22 protein-coding genes are annotated in these 19,168 nt (G+C 37.4%); 2 read left to right on the forward strand and 20 right to left on the reverse strand.

What is annotated here, in order from left to right; all coding sequences use genetic code 11:
• From EJN67_RS06715 to EJN67_RS06740, 7 genes are all read right to left on the reverse strand, one after another.
• Positions 1–777, reverse strand: a complete 777-nt coding sequence (locus EJN67_RS06715; protein ID WP_129723582.1) for a 3-ketoacyl-ACP reductase — start codon at positions 775–777, stop codon at positions 1–3.
• 19 nt (positions 778–796) lie between these two features.
• Entirely contained in the window at positions 797–1,798 is a 1,002-nt protein-coding gene (locus EJN67_RS06720) for a LacI family DNA-binding transcriptional regulator (protein ID WP_129723583.1), read from the reverse strand.
• The gene (locus tag EJN67_RS06725) at positions 1,795–3,159 is read right to left on the reverse strand and encodes an oxidoreductase (RefSeq protein ID WP_129723584.1); all 1,365 of its coding nucleotides are present in this window, start codon (positions 3,157–3,159) and stop codon (positions 1,795–1,797) included. The genes EJN67_RS06720 and EJN67_RS06725 overlap by 4 nt, the downstream gene beginning before the upstream one ends.
• A gap of 175 nt (positions 3,160–3,334) precedes the next feature.
• Positions 3,335–3,505, reverse strand: a complete 171-nt coding sequence (locus EJN67_RS14010) for a hypothetical protein (protein WP_165000781.1) — start codon at positions 3,503–3,505, stop codon at positions 3,335–3,337.
• Positions 3,506–3,579: 74 nt separating this feature from the next.
• Entirely contained in the window at positions 3,580–5,016 is a 1,437-nt protein-coding gene (locus EJN67_RS06730; protein WP_129723585.1) for a glucose-6-phosphate isomerase, read from the reverse strand.
• A 108-nt stretch (positions 5,017–5,124) separates the two neighbouring features.
• Positions 5,125–5,631 (reverse strand): GNAT family N-acetyltransferase, encoded by a 507-nt coding sequence (locus EJN67_RS06735; RefSeq protein ID WP_129723586.1) that lies wholly within the window; start codon positions 5,629–5,631, stop codon positions 5,125–5,127.
• A 35-nt stretch (positions 5,632–5,666) separates the two neighbouring features.
• Entirely contained in the window at positions 5,667–6,317 is a 651-nt protein-coding gene (locus EJN67_RS06740; RefSeq protein WP_129723587.1) for an HAD family hydrolase, read from the reverse strand.
• Between the two features lie 245 nt (positions 6,318–6,562).
• On the opposite strand from EJN67_RS06740, the gene EJN67_RS06745 reads away from it, so the two are divergent.
• Positions 6,563–7,792, forward strand: coding sequence for a ComEC/Rec2 family competence protein (locus EJN67_RS06745; RefSeq protein WP_129723588.1), 1,230 nt, complete (start codon positions 6,563–6,565; stop codon positions 7,790–7,792).
• A gap of 19 nt (positions 7,793–7,811) precedes the next feature.
• Here EJN67_RS06745 and sfsA read toward each other — a convergent pair whose 3' ends face one another.
• The 7 genes from sfsA to EJN67_RS06780 form a co-directional block, all read right to left on the reverse strand.
• The gene (gene sfsA / locus EJN67_RS06750; protein ID WP_129723589.1) at positions 7,812–8,558 is read right to left on the reverse strand and encodes a DNA/RNA nuclease SfsA; all 747 of its coding nucleotides are present in this window, start codon (positions 8,556–8,558) and stop codon (positions 7,812–7,814) included.
• On the reverse strand, positions 8,551–9,201 hold the full coding sequence (locus EJN67_RS06755) for an HAD family hydrolase (RefSeq protein ID WP_129723590.1): 651 nt from the start codon (positions 9,199–9,201) through the stop codon (positions 8,551–8,553). The genes sfsA and EJN67_RS06755 overlap by 8 nt, the downstream gene beginning before the upstream one ends.
• A 31-nt stretch (positions 9,202–9,232) precedes the next feature.
• The gene (locus tag EJN67_RS06760) at positions 9,233–10,159 is read right to left on the reverse strand and encodes an aldose 1-epimerase (protein WP_165000782.1); all 927 of its coding nucleotides are present in this window, start codon (positions 10,157–10,159) and stop codon (positions 9,233–9,235) included.
• Between the two features lie 15 nt (positions 10,160–10,174).
• Positions 10,175–11,449: a lactate racemase domain-containing protein gene (locus EJN67_RS06765; RefSeq protein ID WP_129723592.1), complete on the reverse strand. Its 1,275-nt coding sequence runs from the start codon at positions 11,447–11,449 to the stop codon at positions 10,175–10,177.
• Positions 11,450–11,467: 18 nt separating this feature from the next.
• The gene (locus tag EJN67_RS06770) at positions 11,468–12,286 is read right to left on the reverse strand and encodes an SDR family oxidoreductase (RefSeq protein ID WP_129723593.1); all 819 of its coding nucleotides are present in this window, start codon (positions 12,284–12,286) and stop codon (positions 11,468–11,470) included.
• A 25-nt stretch (positions 12,287–12,311) separates the two neighbouring features.
• Positions 12,312–13,724, reverse strand: a complete 1,413-nt coding sequence (gene gndA / locus EJN67_RS06775; protein WP_129723594.1) for an NADP-dependent phosphogluconate dehydrogenase — start codon at positions 13,722–13,724, stop codon at positions 12,312–12,314.
• A 158-nt stretch (positions 13,725–13,882) separates the two neighbouring features.
• Positions 13,883–14,266 (reverse strand): universal stress protein, encoded by a 384-nt coding sequence (locus EJN67_RS06780; RefSeq protein ID WP_129723595.1) that lies wholly within the window; start codon positions 14,264–14,266, stop codon positions 13,883–13,885.
• A 99-nt stretch (positions 14,267–14,365) separates the two neighbouring features.
• Between EJN67_RS06780 and EJN67_RS06785 the strand changes: the two genes are divergently transcribed.
• A complete protein-coding gene (locus EJN67_RS06785) occupies positions 14,366–14,650 on the forward strand; it encodes a hypothetical protein (RefSeq protein ID WP_129723596.1) in 285 nt (94 codons plus the stop codon).
• A 5-nt stretch (positions 14,651–14,655) separates the two neighbouring features.
• Here the strand turns inward: EJN67_RS06785 and EJN67_RS06790 are convergent, their stop codons facing one another.
• The 6 genes from EJN67_RS06790 to acpS form a co-directional block, all read right to left on the reverse strand.
• A complete protein-coding gene (locus EJN67_RS06790) occupies positions 14,656–15,447 on the reverse strand; it encodes a sugar phosphate isomerase/epimerase family protein (protein ID WP_129723597.1) in 792 nt (263 codons plus the stop codon).
• 13 nt (positions 15,448–15,460) lie between these two features.
• Positions 15,461–16,291 carry a YitT family protein gene (locus EJN67_RS06795; protein ID WP_129723598.1) on the reverse strand — a complete coding sequence of 277 codons (831 nt, stop codon included), beginning with the start codon at positions 16,289–16,291 and terminating at the stop codon, positions 15,461–15,463.
• Between the two features lie 82 nt (positions 16,292–16,373).
• Entirely contained in the window at positions 16,374–16,721 is a 348-nt protein-coding gene (locus EJN67_RS06800) for a type II toxin-antitoxin system PemK/MazF family toxin (RefSeq protein ID WP_394347511.1), read from the reverse strand.
• 6 nt (positions 16,722–16,727) lie between these two features.
• The gene (locus tag EJN67_RS06805) at positions 16,728–17,003 is read right to left on the reverse strand and encodes a CopG family ribbon-helix-helix protein (protein WP_129723600.1); all 276 of its coding nucleotides are present in this window, start codon (positions 17,001–17,003) and stop codon (positions 16,728–16,730) included.
• 116 nt (positions 17,004–17,119) lie between these two features.
• Entirely contained in the window at positions 17,120–18,679 is a 1,560-nt protein-coding gene (locus EJN67_RS06810; protein WP_129723601.1) for an NAD(P)H-hydrate dehydratase, read from the reverse strand.
• Positions 18,680–18,690: 11 nt separating this feature from the next.
• Positions 18,691–19,056 carry a holo-ACP synthase gene (gene acpS, locus EJN67_RS06815; RefSeq protein ID WP_129723602.1) on the reverse strand — a complete coding sequence of 122 codons (366 nt, stop codon included), beginning with the start codon at positions 19,054–19,056 and terminating at the stop codon, positions 18,691–18,693.
• Positions 19,057–19,168: the final 112 nt, after the last annotated feature.

A 19,168-nucleotide genomic window follows, 5' to 3' on the forward strand; every position in this document is an offset into this window, starting at 1 on the left:
CTATAACCTCCTTATATGGAACCCTCCATCTACATTTATAACTTCCCCAGTGGAAAAATTAAGTTTGTCTGAGCAAAATACCGACACAGCATTTGCTATGTCTTCAGGATATCCCCAACGCTTTATAGGGGTTAGTCCCTCTCCTATAAGCTTATCGTATTTATCCTTAACTACCGAAGTCATATCGGTATATATGATACCCGGGCGTACTTCGTATACATTTATGCCATACTCTGCCAACCTATCTGCAAAAAGCGTAGTTATCATGCTTATACCTGCCTTTGATATGCAGTATTCCCCCCTAGATGTAGAAGATGTATATGCAGACATGGATGATATATTCACTATCTTAGGCCTTATGCCTGGTATATCTTCTATTTCCTTTATCATTACATTTGCAACAAGTTGTGTAAAGAAGAAGGTACCTTTTAAGTTTATACCCAGTACAAAATCAATACTCTCCTCAGTAGTCTCCAGTATATCCATGCGTACCTTTGGAGCCACACCTGCATTGTTTACCAATACATCTATTCGTCCAAAATCATTCATCACCTTGCCTACAAATGCTTTCCTGTCATCACTATTTGTAATATCCCCTCTAAAATACATTACAGGTTGACCATTTTCCCTTATTGCATCCAAATTTTCATTTACCTTTTGCTCATCTAGTATGTCAAATACTGCTATGGCGTATCCTTCCTTTGAAAGCTGCCTGGCTATACCATTTCCTATACCCCTGGCTGCCCCCGTTACTATAGCAACTCTATTCTCTAACAATTAAATCACTCCTCAAAATTTATGATTTTTCCCCGGTAGACTTGCGTGCTACCAATTTCACATCCATAACATCTACCTTGGGCTGAATTTTTTCTTTACCCTCCATTACTTCAATCAATCTTTCCATAGCCCTAGCTCCCATCTGATACCAGGGTTGAGCCATGGTTGTGAGGGGAGGATTTATAAAAGCACTAAGCTCCAAGTCATCAAATCCCATAACCGATATGTCCCCGGGTACATCCAATCCAAAGTCCAATATCGCCCGTATAACACCGTAAGCCTTTGGATCACTAGTAGCAAATACAGCAGTAGGCATATTTTTTGATTTTAAAAGGTTCGATACTGTCTCATAGGCTTGGCTAGTTGACTCTATATCCTGTAAAATAAATTTATCATCTATTGAAATGCCTGCCTCCTCCATAGCATGTTTATAGCCCTTAAACCGATCCTTATAGAGTTTTAAACTGCTATCCCCATTTACTATGGCTATATCCTTATGGCCTAAGCCTATGAGATACTTTGTTGCTTTATATGCCGCACTAAAATTATCCACCACCACCGCATCTATCTCATCCTCTATATTTCTTATGAGGAGTACCACAGGTATTCCTTGATCCTTTAAATCCAGTATGTGATCGTCTGCCTTGCCAGCGGTAGCAAATATAAATCCATCTACCCATCTTTTTTTGAGCTTTTCTATATATTCTATTTCTACATTCAGCTGTTCATCTGTATTGCATAAAACAACGGTATATCCATGTTCCCTTGCAATATCCTCCACGCCCCTTGCTACTGCCGGAAATACAGGGTTTCTTATATTTGGCATTATAAGACCGATGGTATTGGTTTTCCCTTCCTTTAGGCTTTTGGCCAAAGGGTTTGGCTCATAATTTAATGCCTTTACAGCTGCAAATACCTTCTGTTTGGTGGCCTCATCTACGGGCACCTTGCCACTAAGTGCCCGAGATACGGTGCTAGCTGATACTCCCGCCATTTTGGCCACATCTTTTATTGTGCTCATATATGCTCCTTTACCTCATTCCCCTGCAGGCTTTTCTTACCTTCACTGACCTTTTTATATATAGGGGCATATACTTTAGCATCTTTTATAACACATCCTGTAGTACCATCATAGCGCATTATCTCAGTACATTTGCTACATGATATACAGCATTTTTTCCTATCCATCTCACCTTTTTCTATTATATCTCGAGCAAAGTTAGGATAAGCAAATGCCTGGCGTCCAAACCCTGCCATTTTAAACCATCCATCTTCTATTCCACCAGCAGCCACATATGGTGCTAGATCCCTTAGCCAACTGTACCCTGTGGATATAATGGGCATATCAGGCACTGCAGTTTGAACATCCTTTATTATATTTAAAAATCTGTCTATACCGTCTAATGGATGCTCTGGAGGTACATATGGTCCCATATCGTATGGACGACCTACATGGGGGTTATAGTATGGATTGCCTATTGTAATATTTATAAGTCTTACACCCCTGTCCTTAAGCATGCCTATAAGGCGTATGGGCTCCGTCAAATCAGGTTTATGGAAATCTTCTTTATCAACGCCCCAACCATATGGATATGGAATAGCATCATATGCGTTTAACCTAACGGTGATATCTATGCCATCTCCTAACCTGTCTTTTATCTTATCTACTATATTCAATAAAAATCGTGTTCTATTTTCAAAGCTTCCACCATATTTCCCTTCTCTGGTATGTGATGATAGAAGTTCTGACGAAAGATACCTATGACAGCTTTTTATATCAACTCCATCAAAACCTATCTCCTTTGCTAAAATCGCCCCTTCTACAAACTTATCCTCCAATTTTTCCAGCTCACCATCGGTGATTATGCGGTAATTAGGAGATAAAAACTTATCTAAATAAGGATTTTTAGTAGCAATTATGGGAGCTGGCTTATCATATGGTCTGCTATAGCGACCGGAATGGGTCATCTGAAGCACTGTATATGGCTTAAAGTCAGATCCAAATTCCTCTTTTGCTCTCCTATTGATAGTATCTACAAGTTTTTCAAAATCAGCCTTATTTTCTCTACTTATATAGAGCTGCCTAGGATTTGCACGACCATCAAACTGTACAGCGCTGGCCTCTACCCACAAAAGCCCTGCTCCACCCCTCGCAAATCTATCATAACGCCTGAGGGTAAGTTCGGATGGCTTGCCATCTGCTGTGCCATCACATCCTTCCATTGGGTGAATAGCCAATCTATTTGGTGCAATCTTTTCCCCTATAGGAAGGGATTTTCTTAATAGATCAAGATCATAAGATATTGGAATATTAAGTCCTCTGTCCTTAATATCCTGCTTCAGTTCGTCTAAGTTTTTATACCTAAAAGATGCGTGTTCCATTTCATCCTCCTACCTTTCTTGAAAACGTTTGTGCAATCGTTTGTATACATTATATATATTCTATACAGGATTTAAAAATCCTGCTTTTTAGAAAAAAATTATTCTTAAATAAGAAATAGAGGATATCTCTATTTAAGACATCCTCTATTTCTAACCTGATGCAATTTGTTATATGCTATCCCCTTCTTATCTGACTTATAAATACTCGATCATCAGCAAAAAGGCATATTAATATTCCTATTATCAATGACGGCAAACTTACCAATAGGCCAAATATCAATATAGATGTATCTAAAATCATCTTGCCATTTCTAGCACCTAATATCCCTATATTTCTAAACATCATAACAGACGAAAACATTTCTTAAAAATGGCATTGAAAAGGCTTAATTAGATAAGTCCTAATTAAGCCTTTTTGTATTATAATATATAATTTTCCTTTTTCATTGGTCTTGCATCCAATTCCTTCTTTTTCTCATCATAACCAGGACGTCCAAACATGGCATATGTGGCATTTTTCCCTTCCTCTACACCTGGCTGATCAAAGGCATTTATATTCAAGAGCTCACCCATAACAGCGGTTTGTACCTCTAAGAAGTATAATAGCTCCCCTATTGTAAAGGCATTTACCTCAGGCAAAGCTATGGTATTATTGAGCTTTTTAGACTTTAATAGGGCATATTCAGTAGCCATCTGCTCTGTCTTTATAAGCTCACCCATAGTATGACCACCTAAAAATGCAATAGAAGGAATATCTTCATACCCATGGGGGATATCCACATCGCATCTATACTTATCCACAGTTATAAAGGTAATCACCTTATCAAAAGGTCCCTCAGTATACAGCTGCACCTGAGAATGCTGATCCGTAACGCCTAATGCCTTAACGGGGGTTTGACCTACAAATACGTCCATACCCTGCTTATCCACACGCTTACCAAGGCTCTCTGCCCAAAGCTGTGCATACCAATCAGCCATATATTTTAGGGAATCAGCATATGGCATCATAACCGATACATTCTTGCCATTTTGCATTGCTATAAATTGAAGAGTAGCTGCTACGTAGGCAGGATTTTTAAGTACATCCTGATTTTTGCACATCTCATCCATATATGCAGCTCCCGCCAATAGACCTTCTATGTCTATACCGCACATTGCTGCAGGTAATAAACCTACGGGACATAGCTCAGAAAATCTACCGCCTACACCTGCTGGTATGTAAAAAGTCTTAAAGCCTTCAGCCTTTGCAATCTTTATAAGATTACCATTTTTTCTGTCAGTAGTGGTTATTATATGATCCTTATAGCCATCTCCTAGATTTTCTTTCAATATATCCTTTATTATCAAAAATTGTGACATGGTCTCAGATGTGCTACCAGACTTAGTAATAACATTGAACATGGTTTTTTTCACATCTATAATATCAAAAAGGGCAGTCATCCTTTCAGGATCCACATTATCCACTACGTAAAACTTAGGAAATCCACCTCTTTTTTCTTTGCTCAACTCGTTATAATGCAAATGGTTTAAAGCCTGTTGTACAGCTATAGGGCCTAATGCCGAACCTCCTATACCTAGCACTACAAATGCATCAAACTTTTCCTTTACCTCATTTGCAGTATCTAGTATATCCTTTACTACCTGATCCTGCGTATATGGAAGATCCATCCATTCTAACTCTCCATTAGCCCTCATCTGTCCTAGAGACAATGATGCACTTTTTAGTCTATCTTCCATCTCCTTTATCTGATCAAATGTTATACCTTGCTCAGGGCCTATAAATTCAGCCATCATATTGTTGAAATCAAAACGCAATTTCATGCCTTTTTTCCATGTATCATCTAAATATTTTTCCATGATCACACTCTCCTTATTACTTGCTATAGTTTAGATTTTATCACATTAGGATTTAAAATTCACCATAATATTATTTTCATACTATAGGATTCCCATTTATAGACCTCATCAAAATTTTTTAGCTAATGCCCTTAATGAATCACCATGCAGTCTATATATGGTCCATTCATCCATAGGTACTGCTCCCATATTTTTGTAAAATTTTATGGATGGTTCATTCCAATCAAGACAAACCCAATCCATTCTACCGCAATTTTTATCTACTGCAAGCTTGGCCATAAATGTAAACATCTCTTTCCCAAGGCCCTTACCCCGCATATGGGGCTTTACATATATATCCTCTATGTATAGTCCTGGTCTACCTACGAAGGTTGAAAAATTATAGAAAAATACTACGAATCCAACCGGCTCCCCATCATATTCCCCAATTATAGTCTCCGCTACTTTGCGCTTAAATAATGAATCCATTAAAGTTTCTTCAGTTGCAACAACTTCAGCCTCCATATTTTCATATGCTGCTATACCCTTTATAAATGATAATATAAGGGGTATATCCCCTTCGCATGCAAATCTTAGTTTAAAATTTTCTATATTGGTATCAATTACTTCATGCATATATGTCATCCCTTTCTAGATAAATAAAATATTCTCTATAGCAGCTCGTAAAAATCCTCTATATAATAATCTGCATTCTTTTTTATATCATCCTTTTGATACTCTGAATTCTTATCATATACGCCAATAACTTGCATACCAGCCTTTTTAGCACTTAAAACAGCAATATATATATCCTCAAATACTACGCATTTCATGGGGCTAACCCCCAATTTTTCAGCTGTTTTTACGTATATATCCGGAAAGCTCTTATCCTTGTTTATCTCATCAACCGTTGATATAGCATCAAAATATTCAAATATACCATTATTCTTCAATGCTATATCGACCAATGTACGACTCGAACTAGTAGCAAGACCTATTTTTATTCCTTTTTCACTTAGTGATTTAATATATTCACCGGCACCTGGTTTTAGTTTTATATGATGGGCATATTGGTCATATACCATTTCATGCCACTCTGTCATTATATCATCGATAGATTCATCCAAATTAAAGCGTTTTTTAAAATATACCGCTGAATCATAAAAAGTCATATGTCCTATGGCATTTGATAGATCCTCAGGCATTTTTATATTCCTTTTGTCCAAAAAATCCACATCCACCTTTTGCCATACACACATAGAATCTACTATCGTACCATCCATATCGAATATTGCCCCTCTAACATCCTTAATATTGCTCATCCTCCCTAGTTCTATTTTCGATTCTATATCACTAATTTATAATATAATAACACAATATAATATTGCAAACAACGGAAATACTTAGTGAATCATATTTGTAAATTTTAAATATTATATTGAAAATAATCCATATATAATTTATACTTTAATCTGCTAAGCATTTTTTGAATATTTTTGAAAACGGTTATTTGACGTGTAAAAATATAAAAATTCAATATACTATATACTTGAAAGGGGTGTAACTTTTGAAAAAAATTTCCATACCAGGCTTTAGAAACAATAGTAAGGGGAAAAAAATAGCTGCTACTATATATTATATATGGGCATTACTTTCATGTTTTTCAAGGGGATGGGGTTTTAGCATGGTGCTTTTATCTGCACCATTTATAATACTCTCATTTATAGATATCATAAAATTGAAAAAACATCATTTGCCAAATAAGACGGCAATTATATCATTCTTTACTGCAATGGCCGTTTTTGCATTTGGGACATTTTTAGTATATGAATCGTTTTTTCAAAAAGGAGTAACCAGTAATCTTCCTGGTATTATAGGAGACACAAAGGCGGGAGAAGTAGATTCCATTCCTGATATAACGACCGATCAACTAAAGGTACATTTTTTAAATGTTGGTCAAGCTGAAAGTATCCTGATTCAGCAAGGACAGCATGCAATGCTTATAGATGCAGGAAATTTGAGAAGCGGCAGATCAATAGTTGAATATATGAATAAAAATGGCATATATAAATTGGACTATGTAATAGCTACCCATCCTCATCTAGACCATATAGGTGGTATGCCAAAGGTAATACAGGATATGGATATAGATAAATTTATAGCACCTAAGGTCCCTCATAACTCCGGCACATACAAAAAAGTATTGACTAATTTAAACCGAAAAGGTATAAATGTGAACAAGCCTATAGTCGGCACAAGTTATGCTTTAGGTGACGCTACTTTTGAAGTGCTTGCACCAAATAATGATCCCTATGAATCATTAAATGATTATTCTGTGGTTATAAAGCTAAACTATAAGAATACATCCTTTCTATTTACAGGCGATGCACAATGGACTTCAGAACAGGAAATGCTAAAAAATGGAGTAAATTTAAATGCGGATGTGCTAAAAGTAGGACATCATGGAAGTCGTACATCTACTACAACATCGTTTTTAAAGGCGGTATCACCTAAATATGCAGTAATAAGTGCAGGCAGGAATAACCTCTTTGGACATCCTACCCTGTATACCGTTAAAAAGCTATTGGATTACGGAGTACATGTATACAGAACTGATAAATCAGGTACTATAGTTAGCGTATCAGATGGAGAAAAAATCATATTTAATGCTAAAGCAGAGCCCTACAGGCAAAATCGAGTAGTAAAAAACATAGCAGTATTTAGTGCTAAAATTAATCGAAAATTTGGGCAAATAAGTAGACTCTATGGTTGGAATAACAGATGGGTGATAAATTAAAGGCTTGAAGCATTTTGTTTCAAGCCTTTAATTTTTTAGATACTACTTTTACAGGATCTCCAAGGGATATACCTTGCAAACTGACATGACATTTTCGCCCTAATATATGTACTCCCGCCCTGCTTGCCTTATGAAGTTCTAATGCAAACACCTCATCTATATCAGTAGCAGCCTTTATGATGTCTATATCCTCTCTCTGGGCAACAAACAATAATGCAGCTTCTACTTCGCCCTGAATAGCAAATTTAGTAAGCTCCCTTACATGTTTTACGCCCCTTGCAGTTACAGCATCAGGAAATAAACCTATACCATCCTTTTTAAGGGTAACACTCTTTACTTCCAACAACATATCACGGCCTTCAGCATTTTGGAGCAAAAAATCCCATCTAGAATCTCCTAATGTATACTCTGTACATTGAAATTTCCATCCATAAAACTCTTCCATATAGCCACTTTCAAGGGCTTTTTGTATGAGTCTGTTAGGCAAGGTAGTATCCAATGATACAAAATCTTTACCATTGGGATCTTCAACTAATACAGCCGACCATCTGGTTTTTCTATTTGGGTTATTCGCAGATCTAAGCCATATCCTACATCCTGGTATCAATAACTCCTTTAATCGGCCTGGATCAGGCAAATGGGCTTCCACAACTTCCCCGGCTGAATAAAAATTAGATAATCTGCATCTTACAATAAATCGGTTTGTCCGTTCCAAAAATATTCCTTCCTGCAAAGGTTCCCCAAATTGTATGCTTACTTCATTCATGGCGCCCAGCCTCCACCTTTAAAAAAGCATCCAGTATATCCTGCGGTTCTTCGAATATATATGAAGGTTTTTGAGTTATCAACTGATCAAATATACCTTCTCCCCATAGGGCGGCTCCACTCTTTATACCTGCCCTGTGGGCAGCTTGAATATCGGTAGGTTGATCTCCAATATATATACAATCATATGGCTGTACCCCCAGCCTTTCAAGGGCCATATTTATAGGAGCTGGATGGGGTTTATGATAATCACAATCGTCTAGCGTCACCACCACATCAAAAAAAACATCCAAGTTAGTAGATTTCATCTCTTCATATACATACTTTTTATATTTGGAGGTAACTATCCCCATCCTTATACCATATCTATTTAATATATTTAACATCTGATGCACATCTTTATATGGCTCTATATTGCTCTGTATACCTTCATAACACTTAAAAAATAGCTCTAGTACCTCTTGCTCCCGCCCTTCAAACCACTCGTTCAAAATGACCATTATAGGTTTCCCTATTAAATAGTTTTTCTCATCATCAGTAAGAGATTTTTCTCGGGCCTTTTCCAAGCAATCACAACAAGCCTTTATATACCATTTTTCACTATCATGGAGTGTACCGTCCAAGTCAAATAATATTGCCTTCATAATTTATTGCCTCACTTATTTTGCATATTGATTATCTAAAGGACGAGCTTATATCCATTACTATCCTACCATTCACCTTTTCCCCAGGTGATAAATATATGCTGCCCGTATCCTCTATTCCCTCTTCATCCATGTTAAATGCATTATTAGCATTAGTAACTGGTTCTACTGCAAAATATCCTGGTTTATCAGGAGGACAATATACTATACAATGCTTAAAAATCTCATCAAAGACCATTTTTAGTGTTATCCCATTTTTTGGCCATTCTATGGTGATATCATCATGTTCTATCCTAAAGCACCTATCTAGAAAATCGGAAGAAAGTTCCTGCCCTTGTCTAAAATCCATATACTCCGGCACATCTATCCAATGACCTGTTGGTATACAAGTCTCCCCAGGATACACGCCTATATTTTGCATCTTAAGTATGACCTTATCATCCTTATCATTAAGCTTTCGCATAAAATACGGATGTATCCCCATTCCACAGGGCATTATTTGATCTCCTACATTTTCTAGCATAAGATCCATCGTAAAGCTATTCTCTGAAATAGCATACTTAATCTCAGAATAAAATGGGAACGGCCAAATTATATCAGAAAAATCTCTGCTATCAAGTGATAGTATAATTTGGTTATCCCCCTCTGCCTTTATGTCTAAAGGCCTTGTGCGCATTTCTCCATGTATAGCATGTCCATCATCATTGTTAACCTTTAGCCTATATTCTTTACCGTTGTATCTTAAAACAGCTTTTTCTATTCTATTTGAATATGGTATAAGATTAAAAGATGAAAATGGACTTGGATTACCTGCTTGTAAAGCCTCCTTAGGGGTAGGACGCATTATATCTACCCATTTATCTCCCAATTTATATTGCATGGCATATATGCTGCCCCCTACTCTAGGCGAAATTATAACCTTTATATGGGAGTTTGAAAGTTCTATTAATTCCTTCAAATACAACACCTTCCTTTAAAATCTGGATTTATCCGCCCATAATCCCAAAGCTGGATTACTTATATAGTATATCACATCACCATCTTTAAGGGTATTATATCCATCCTTTAATTTTCTAGGGTTGTATTTTTTATATGCCTCATCCAATGCCATATACTTAAAATTCACACCTTCAATCTCTTCCTTACTCAGGTGTTGTACTGCATATGTAATAGAAAATCTACCATCCGATGATCCGTGGATAAGATGGGCTGCAACTGATTGACTGGTCATTAAATCTTCATTTTCACTGAGCATTTTAAGTACCTTATCTCGCCCTAGATAGCCATATTTTCTTATAAGCCTGTCTATTTCCATATCTTCACCAAATTGCCTAACGCCTGGCGCCAGTATTATGAGTTCTCCTCCATCGGCAATAGCCATTCTAGTACGATATACAGCCTTATTCCCGAGCCAGGTACTCTTAAATTCATCTTCATCCAGATAAACTACCACTTTATTAAAAGGTTCATCTACAAAGGTAAGATTAAGCCGCTGACTTAAAGCAACTGCCCGTTCAAACGTTTTTCTACTATTTCCTATATATAGTCCATTTAAGAGGGTTTGTCCTTCCCCTTGTGTGGTTACGGTAAGTACATATAAAAGGGGGACGCTTGATATAAAATGCTCCTGTGCATAATCAAGTACCTTCCTAACTGGCGTACTATCCCTCCCCATCATCCGCTCTAGGCCGTACACAGCACCTAATATATGGGTACCATCTATCATATGACGGCCGCCACATCCTACAAATATATTTTTACTATAATTGGCCATACCAACTACTTCATGGGGTACTACCTGACCTATGGAGATTATGAGATCATATTCTCCACTAACAAGCCTTTTATTCACCTCTACATCAATAGGTCTATCAAGAAGCCCTTCCGATACATCGGATATAAAGGCGCCTGGCACTTCTCCAAGTTTTACTATATCCTCACGCCACCTGTGATCAATAAAACAACTCTTTGGTATATCATCACCAAACATAGCTGTAACCTCCTTGTCACTCATGGGCATGTGAGTACCTAGTGCGGGCATTATATTAACTTCACATCTATCCTTTAAGATGTAATAATAAATAGACGTAATAATGCCTGCACATGAATGGCTACGGGTAAAATCAGGGGGTATTAGAAGCACCTTTTTAGGTTCTTTACCCCATTCGTTCAACGATTTATATATGGCATCTTTTAATTGAGCATGGTCTAGACCATGCTCAACATTCTCTAATTTTATATCAATCATAAAAATAACCTCCGCACATCATACTCCTGAAAATGCAGCAAAACCCCCATCTATCGGTATAACAGCACCATTTACAAAGGAAGCCGCATCAGAACACAACCATATAATAGCGCCTACTAGCTCCTCCGGTTCTCCATATCTGCCCATGGGAGTATGATTTTTTATATCATTACCCCTCTTAGTATCTCCTCCAGTTTCCTTATCCACAAGTAGGTAATAATTCTGTTGTGTCAGCAAAAACCCTGGTGCTATTGCATTTACCCTTATATCCTTGGAATAATTTTGATTTAGATAAATTGCCATCCATTGGGTAAAGTTGTTTATAGCCGCTTTAGCTGCTGAATAACCAATTACCTTTGTAAGTGGTCTATATGAGGCCATTGAAGACATATTTATTATATTACCTTCCTTTTGTTCAGCCATTACCTTGCCAAATACCTGTGTTGTAAGCACCGTCCCAATAAAATTTAAATCAAATACCCATCTTAAGGCATCTACCGGTATATCAAAAAAGGACATATTCTCATCGGCAGTAGCTTCCTTTTTATTCCCTCCCGCTCCATTTATGAGAATATCCAATCTGCCATATTTTTTAAGTATTGTATCCCTTGCAGCCTCCAAGCTTTCCTTACTGAGTACATCAACCTTTACTCCTATTGCATCTCCACCAGCAGCTACAATATCATCTGCTACCTTTTTAGCCTTATCCCCATCCAGATCAAGTACTGCAACCTTTACCCCTAAACTGCCAAGTTGACGGGACATTTCACCACATAATATCCCTGCTCCTCCTGTAATAACAGCTACCTTACCAGACAAATCAAACTTTATTGACATTTTTATTCCTCTCCTTATAATTTTATTATACAAGCCAATCGGTATGAAAAACGCCTTTTTTGTCCAATCTTTCATATGTGTGGGCACCAAAGTAATCCCTCTGTGCCTGGATTAGATTAGCAGGTAGGTGCTCCCGCCTATATGAATCATAATACGCAAGGGCAGAACTAAAGCATGGAACAGGTATCCCTTGTTGAAATGCCATAGATACCACTTTTCTCCAAGCACTTTGTCCATCCTCTATAGCAGATCTAAAATAATTATCCAATAAGAGATTTGGAAGATTTTTATCATTAGCATATGCCTCTTTTATCTTATTCAAAAATTGAGCCCTTATTATGCAGCCACCCCTCCATAAAAGGGCAATATTTCCAAGGTCTAAATCCCAATTATATTCTATTGAGGCCTTTTTTAATATATCAAAACCTTGAGCATATGAACATATTTTAGATGCATATAACGCCTTTCCTATAGCATCTATAAATTCATCCATATCACCAGAAAACTTAGACTCTGGCCCTGACAATATCTTTGATGCCGTAACCCGCTCAGTTTTATTTGATGACATGCTTCGTGCAAATACAGCCTCAGTGATGGTAGGTGTTGATACATTTAACTCTAATGCCTGCTGGGATGTCCAACGCCCTGTACCTTTCTGACCAGCAGTATCTAGTATTACATCCACAAGGGGCTTTTGCGTCTCTTGGTCCACCTTACCCAATATATCGGCAGTAATGCTTATAAGATAGGAATTTAAAACTCCCCCATTCCATTTTTCAAACACCTTCTGTATATCCTTTGCAGACATGCCTAAAAGCTCTTTCATCAAGAAATATGCCTCGCTTATTAGCTGCATATCACCATATTCTATACCATTATGTACCATCTTTACGTAGTGTCCAGCACCATCAGGGCCAATATAATCACAGCAAGATGCGCCTTCTGCTTTAGCTGAAATATCTATCAGTATATCAGATACCATATTCCATGCATCCTTTGAGCCACCAGGCATTATGCTCGGACCCTTTAGTGCACCTTCTTCACCACCTGATACACCTACGCCTAAATAGAGCAACCCTTTTTTCTCTAAATATGTCGCCCTTCTGCGTGTATCTTCAAAAAAAGAGTTACCTCCATCGATTATAAGATCTCCCTTATCCAAAATGGGTAAAAGGCTTTCTATTACCCCATCTACTGGAGCACCCGCCTTTACCATCAACATTATCTTTCTAGGTCTTTTAAGTGATGATACAAATTCCTCAATGGTATATGTAGGAATAATTGTATCCCTACCCTTTGCAGAGCTTGATATAAATTTATTTGTCCTTCCTGGGGTTCGATTATATACCGATACAGAATAGCCATTATTATTCATGTTAAGTACCAAATTTTGCCCCATAACAGCTAGACCTATAAGTCCTATATCTGCTTTTTCCATAAGTTTACCTCCCCTTATATATTTGTAATATTTTACTCATATTTTCCCCTTTATATTATTAGATAAGCTACTAATTTTATAAAGTCCATCGTGTAAGCGCTTACAAACATTGTACCATTAACCCCTTTTACAAGTCAATATGGTTTTAGTACAAAAAACTATGCAGGAATTACTTTTATATCTACACTAGGCAAACGTTGCTCCAATTGTCTTATTATATTAGTATCACTTTGATAATTAGGACTCTCACCTAATACAATCATGGATATGTGATTCTTTTCTGCATATTCTGCAATAGTATCTACCACATCTTCTGAGCGCAGTACTGTCATATCAGCTCCCGCCTCTTTCGATATCTGAAAAAGATAATCTAAAGCTTCCCCTTCATCTGGGTTTCCTAAAAAATTCACTCCAATTTTTGCAACATGTATAACAGATAACTGTCCTGATGCTTTAACAGCTAATTTTTGTCCATTTTTTATAAGCCTTTCACAGGTTTTTTGTCTAGTTACACAAACTAAGATCTTAGGTCCTCTACTCAATTGAAAAACCCCTTTACAATTATATATTATGTTTTAAACAGCAAAAGCAAAATCCCACATATAATAAAGTATACTAAAACATAGAAAGGATAGGTTAATTTGAAAAATATAAAGGATATATACGAAATTTTATCAGCCGATATCTTTAAATTATTAATAAATAACAACACCGTGCAAATAACGCAGTTAAATGCCGCAATAACCCTGCTTATAAAAAACGGCATCCCTTTTGATGTTGCTTTCACCCCCGGCACAAGAAGGACAGAACCTCAAGCCGAGCTTACCATATATATAAACCCAAATACTACTATAACCTTTACTATGGGATTTGGCTCTGGCACATTCATGTTTTCTCCATCTGATATACCAGGTTTTGAGCAATAATATATTTAACTAAATATTTGCTCCAAATGTTTTACACCATCCATAATTTCGCTGTAATGCTTATAATTATTCCCATATATTTCCATTATGGCAGGCCCATCATAGCCCTTTTTATCCAGAAGTCTTTTTAATTGATTAAAATCAAAACTGCCCCTTCCAGGCATAAAAAGTCGTTTTTCCTCATCGTAGTCACATAGATGAATATTTACAAGTCTATCACCCATATATTCTAAGAAATTATATGGGGTATAACCACTTTTCATAGCTTGCTTTATATCCAGTGTAAAATATATATTAGATTTTGTATGCTCCAAAAGACGAATGGCAAACTCAGGATAGGCATAAAGACACCAGCATACATTTTCCCAGGCTAAACGCACTCCATATTCAGCTGCCATATCGCATAATTCATCGGTAATCCTGCCTATACGTTTAAAATCCATATTAGGCATTGAATTGGCCCGAACAGGCGGTCCATGGAATACATATATATCAGCCCCCATAATTTTGGCGCCTTTTAATACCTTCTTGAAAATTTTTACAGCATCATCTCTCTGCCTGCTGGTAAGGGCAAATAATTGGGGTTCAAACTGGGTGCTTAGTGTATGAACTGAGCTGGCCTTCATATCATATTTGTTAAGAACTTGAGCTATATCCATACAAAAATTTTCTTCATATTCACTATATGTTTCTAAAAATACCTCTAGATTTTTTATACCCATTTTGCCCATAATCTCTACTGCTTCTTCCGTCAATGCAGCCGGATAAAAACTAGCTGTCGATACGCCTATCTGCAATGTAACTGCCTCCTTAAAAACCCTCTCCCATTACTTCTCTAACATCTGTTACTAATACGAAGGCATTAGGATCCATTTCATTTATAATCTCCTTTAACCTCACTACCTCTCTACGGCTTATAACGCATAGTATTACATTTTTACTAAGCCTGGTGTATGCACCTGTGCCATTCAATATGGTAGCACCCCTATCCATATCCTTCAGTATCCTATCAGCTATTTCTTCTGCATGATCTGATATTACAAAAAATGCCTTTGAAGAATTTATTCCTTCCTGTACCATATCTATAACCTTTGCAGTAAGAAACAGGCACACCAGAGCATAAAGTGCTTCGCTCGGGCCAAACACTATTCCTGCCACTAATACTACTAAAAAATCTATGAGAAACATTACCCAGTTTACGCCTATAATAGGCCAATGGCTGTGGATTATGGCAGCAAAAAGATCCGTACCACCAGTGGTAGCATTGGCGCGAAATACCATACCCAATCCTATCCCCATCAGTACGCCACCATATATTGCAGATAGAATAGGATCCCTTGTAAGGGGAGATACCTTTACTAAATCAGTAAAAAGGGATAAGAGTACAGCGGCAATAAACGTCCTTATGCCAAACTGTCCTCCCTTAAGTTTTATCCCAAATATAAACAATGGAATATTTATAATCAGCATAGTAACACCAACTGGAAATTTCCATAAGTAATATGTTATTGTAGCAATACCACTTACACCGCCTGGTGCAATCTTGTTTGGAACCAAAAAAAAGTTGAGGGATAATGCTACAATAAAAGACCCCACTACTATACATATGTAATCAAAAATTATACTATCCTTAAATTTCATAATCAATAACCTCTATTTATAAATCGTTATGTAAACTTGTCCAACACACAGTTAAAAAGAGACTGGGGATATGCACCACAGTCTATAGCTCTATCAGGCCAAAACTTATCATAAGGCCTTCATCTACTTTTTTCATGGTTTCAGGCATGAGGTACCCTACCTTTTCCCTAAGTCGCTTTTTATCTATAGTACGTATCTGTTCTAGCAAAACAACTGAATCCTTAGGTAAGCTATAATCTTTTGCACTTATCTCTATATGGGTAGGAAGCTTGGCTTTGTTTATCTGTGATGTTATAGCAGCAATAATGATGGTAGGGCTATATTTATTGCCGATATCGTTTTGGACCACTAAAACAGGGCGTACACCACCCTGTTCAGATCCTACAACGGGGCTAAGATCTGCATAGTAGATTTCGCCTCTTCTCACCATAATCCACTACTCACACTCCGATAAAATGGCTTCATAAGCCTCCAGCGCCTGGTTATCACAATTTGCCCCTACCTCTGTCAATTGTATATTTATCTTGGCCATCTCTTCATAACCCTTTCTCATCTTCTCTCTTATCTCGATCTTATGCCGTTCACGTATATAAAGTTTCATAGCTTCCCGAATAAATTCACTCCTGTTTTTCTGCTCCATAGCTACTATCTCATCTACCTCTTGTAGTAGGCTGTCTGGCAGGCTCACTAATATTTTCTTTAATTCAGCCACGGCGGCACCTCCTAAACTTTATAAAGAACTAGTTCCGCGCTATATACTCTCTATGGATATACCCTATTATATAGCATTGGATATTGTTTGACAACAAATATTATAATGAAGATTTTCTATAAAAGGACGGTATCTTGCAATGCCTTAAATGCGTAGGGAATCGCTCTTAGTATATCTCCTGCCATCATCCCCATTTCGCCCTTTTCATCCTTTGCCATATCCCCTGCCATACCATGTACAAAACAGCCTAAAACCACTGCATCAAATGGCTCATATCCCTGAGCCATAAGCGACGTTATCACTCCGGTAAGCACATCCCCACTGCCTCCGGTGCCCATGCCCGAATTTCCCGTAGCATTTAAGTATATTTTTCCTGCCGGGCTGGCTACTACGCTGGTAGCGCCCTTGAGCAACACGATTACACCCAATCGTTTAGCAAATTCTAGCGCTACCTCTACAGGATTCTCCAATATATACTCTACGGATTTTCCTGTAAGTCTGGCCATTTCTCCAGGATGAGGCGTAATTACTACGGGCTTTCGATGCTCAGTCAAAACTTCAATATTGTCAGATATATTGTTTAGACCATCCGCATCTAATACTATGGATATATCAATTTTACCAAAAATATTCCATAAAAGCCTTTGTATTTCATTATTTTGTGATATTCCCGGACCTATAGCAAGTACATCTTTATCTTTTATAAGGGCGTATATATCCTTTAAACTTTCTTGTGTAATATACCCTAATCCATTATCCTCAAGGCAAAAGGTCATTACCTCAGTAAGTTTACCTGCCATTATAGACTGAAGACTCTTTGGGATACCTAGTGTAACGGTCCCGGCACCGCTCATTTGGGCTGCCATACTAGTTAGATAAGAAGCTCCGGTCATCCCCCTTGAACCTGCAATAATCCCTACTCTGCCAAATGTACCTTTATGCCCCTCAGGTGGGCGGCTCTTTAGCATAGAGGCAGCCCCCCTCCTATCCATGGTAAACGTCTTTACTCCCTCCATCTTAGCACTATCAGATGGTAAACTAATCGGCACTACATAAACATCTCCACAATATCGTCTCCCTGGATATAAAAGGTGCCCCCGCTTGTAATACCCAAATGTAATCGTATGATTAGCCCTTACTGCATTTCCCATTATTTTGCCAGTAGCCCCATCTATACCAGATGGTATATCCACTGCTACTATAGGTACGTTTGACTTATTTATAATATCTATTACACTGTAAAAGATACCTTCTACTGGCTTTGAAAGCCCTGTACCAAATATAGCATCTACAATCAGAGAGCACTTCATAGCATAAAGCTCCAAGGGTTTTGTATCATCCTTTATCCATTGTATGGGGAGCTTTAGTTCTTCTATAATATCAAGATTTACCTTGGCATCGCCTCTAATCTTATCATGCTTAGCCAATATAAATACTTTGACATTAACTCCTTTAAGGTATAGATGTCTAGCTATTGCTAAGCCATCACCACCATTATTTCCCCCTCCAGCTATAACCGCTACACTTCCATTACTAGACAATTCATAATTTTTGCATATTATATCAAAAGCCCTTATTGCAGCATTTTCCATCAATACCATTCCCGGTATTTTATATTCGGTTATAGCTCTTCTATCCATGTTGCCAGCCTCGTTTGGAGTAACTACATAATCCATATAAATCCTCCTCACCCTTCTATTATTGCTTGAGCCACAGCATACTCCCGACTATGGGAAATAGATATATAAACCCTCTCTCCACCTATAGCATCCATATGGGATTTGGCCATATTATGAAGCTTTACATATGGCTTTCCATCATTATCATGTACAATTTCAATATCTCTCCATGATACTCTTCCGATGCCGGTACCCAAAGCCTTTGCTACCGCTTCCTTAGCCGAAAAGCTTCCTGCTATAGTGTATATGTTATCATTTCTCATCTTTAAATAATGGCGCTCCACTTCAGTAAATATACGCTCCATAAACTTTGTATTTGATGCCTCTTTTATCCTATTTATCTCTATTATATCCATTCCAATACCTAATATCATACTAACCTCCAATTAAAAACGCCATTCCAAATATATTCTACTACTCTTCACCATAATAAATCAACTTGTATCATTGAAAGATAGATGGTAAAATTTAAATAAAAAATAAAAA

The sequence above is a fragment of the Xylanivirga thermophila genome (assembly GCF_004138105.1).
Lineage (GTDB): Bacteria > Bacillota > Clostridia > Caldicoprobacterales > Xylanivirgaceae > Xylanivirga > Xylanivirga thermophila.

Bases quoted from the DNA above. Each gene is read 5' to 3' on its own strand.
- EJN67_RS06720 (WP_129723583.1), bottom strand. From the start codon at position 1,798: ATGAGCACAATAAAAGATGTGGCCAAAATGGCGGGAGTATCAGCTAGC.
- EJN67_RS06725 (WP_129723584.1), bottom strand. From the start codon at position 3,159: ATGGAACACGCATCTTTTAGGTATAAAAACTTAGACGAACTGAAGCAG.
- EJN67_RS14010 (WP_165000781.1), bottom strand. From the start codon at position 3,505: ATGATGTTTAGAAATATAGGGATATTAGGTGCTAGAAATGGCAAGATG.
- EJN67_RS06730 (WP_129723585.1), bottom strand. From the start codon at position 5,016: ATGGAAAAATATTTAGATGATACATGGAAAAAAGGCATGAAATTGCGT.
- EJN67_RS06735 (WP_129723586.1), bottom strand. From the start codon at position 5,631: ATGCATGAAGTAATTGATACCAATATAGAAAATTTTAAACTAAGATTT.
- EJN67_RS06740 (WP_129723587.1), bottom strand. From the start codon at position 6,317: ATGAGCAATATTAAGGATGTTAGAGGGGCAATATTCGATATGGATGGT.
- sfsA (WP_129723589.1), bottom strand. From the start codon at position 8,558: ATGAATGAAGTAAGCATACAATTTGGGGAACCTTTGCAGGAAGGAATA.
- EJN67_RS06755 (WP_129723590.1), bottom strand. From the start codon at position 9,201: ATGAAGGCAATATTATTTGACTTGGACGGTACACTCCATGATAGTGAA.
- EJN67_RS06765 (WP_129723592.1), bottom strand. From the start codon at position 11,449: ATGATTGATATAAAATTAGAGAATGTTGAGCATGGTCTAGACCATGCT.
- EJN67_RS06770 (WP_129723593.1), bottom strand. From the start codon at position 12,286: ATGTCAATAAAGTTTGATTTGTCTGGTAAGGTAGCTGTTATTACAGGA.
- gndA (WP_129723594.1), bottom strand. From the start codon at position 13,724: ATGGAAAAAGCAGATATAGGACTTATAGGTCTAGCTGTTATGGGGCAA.
- EJN67_RS06795 (WP_129723598.1), bottom strand. From the start codon at position 16,291: ATGAAATTTAAGGATAGTATAATTTTTGATTACATATGTATAGTAGTG.
- EJN67_RS06800 (WP_394347511.1), bottom strand. From the start codon at position 16,721: ATGGTGAGAAGAGGCGAAATCTACTATGCAGATCTTAGCCCCGTTGTA.
- EJN67_RS06810 (WP_129723601.1), bottom strand. From the start codon at position 18,679: ATGGATTATGTAGTTACTCCAAACGAGGCTGGCAACATGGATAGAAGA.
- acpS (WP_129723602.1), bottom strand. From the start codon at position 19,056: ATGATATTAGGTATTGGAATGGATATAATAGAGATAAATAGGATAAAA.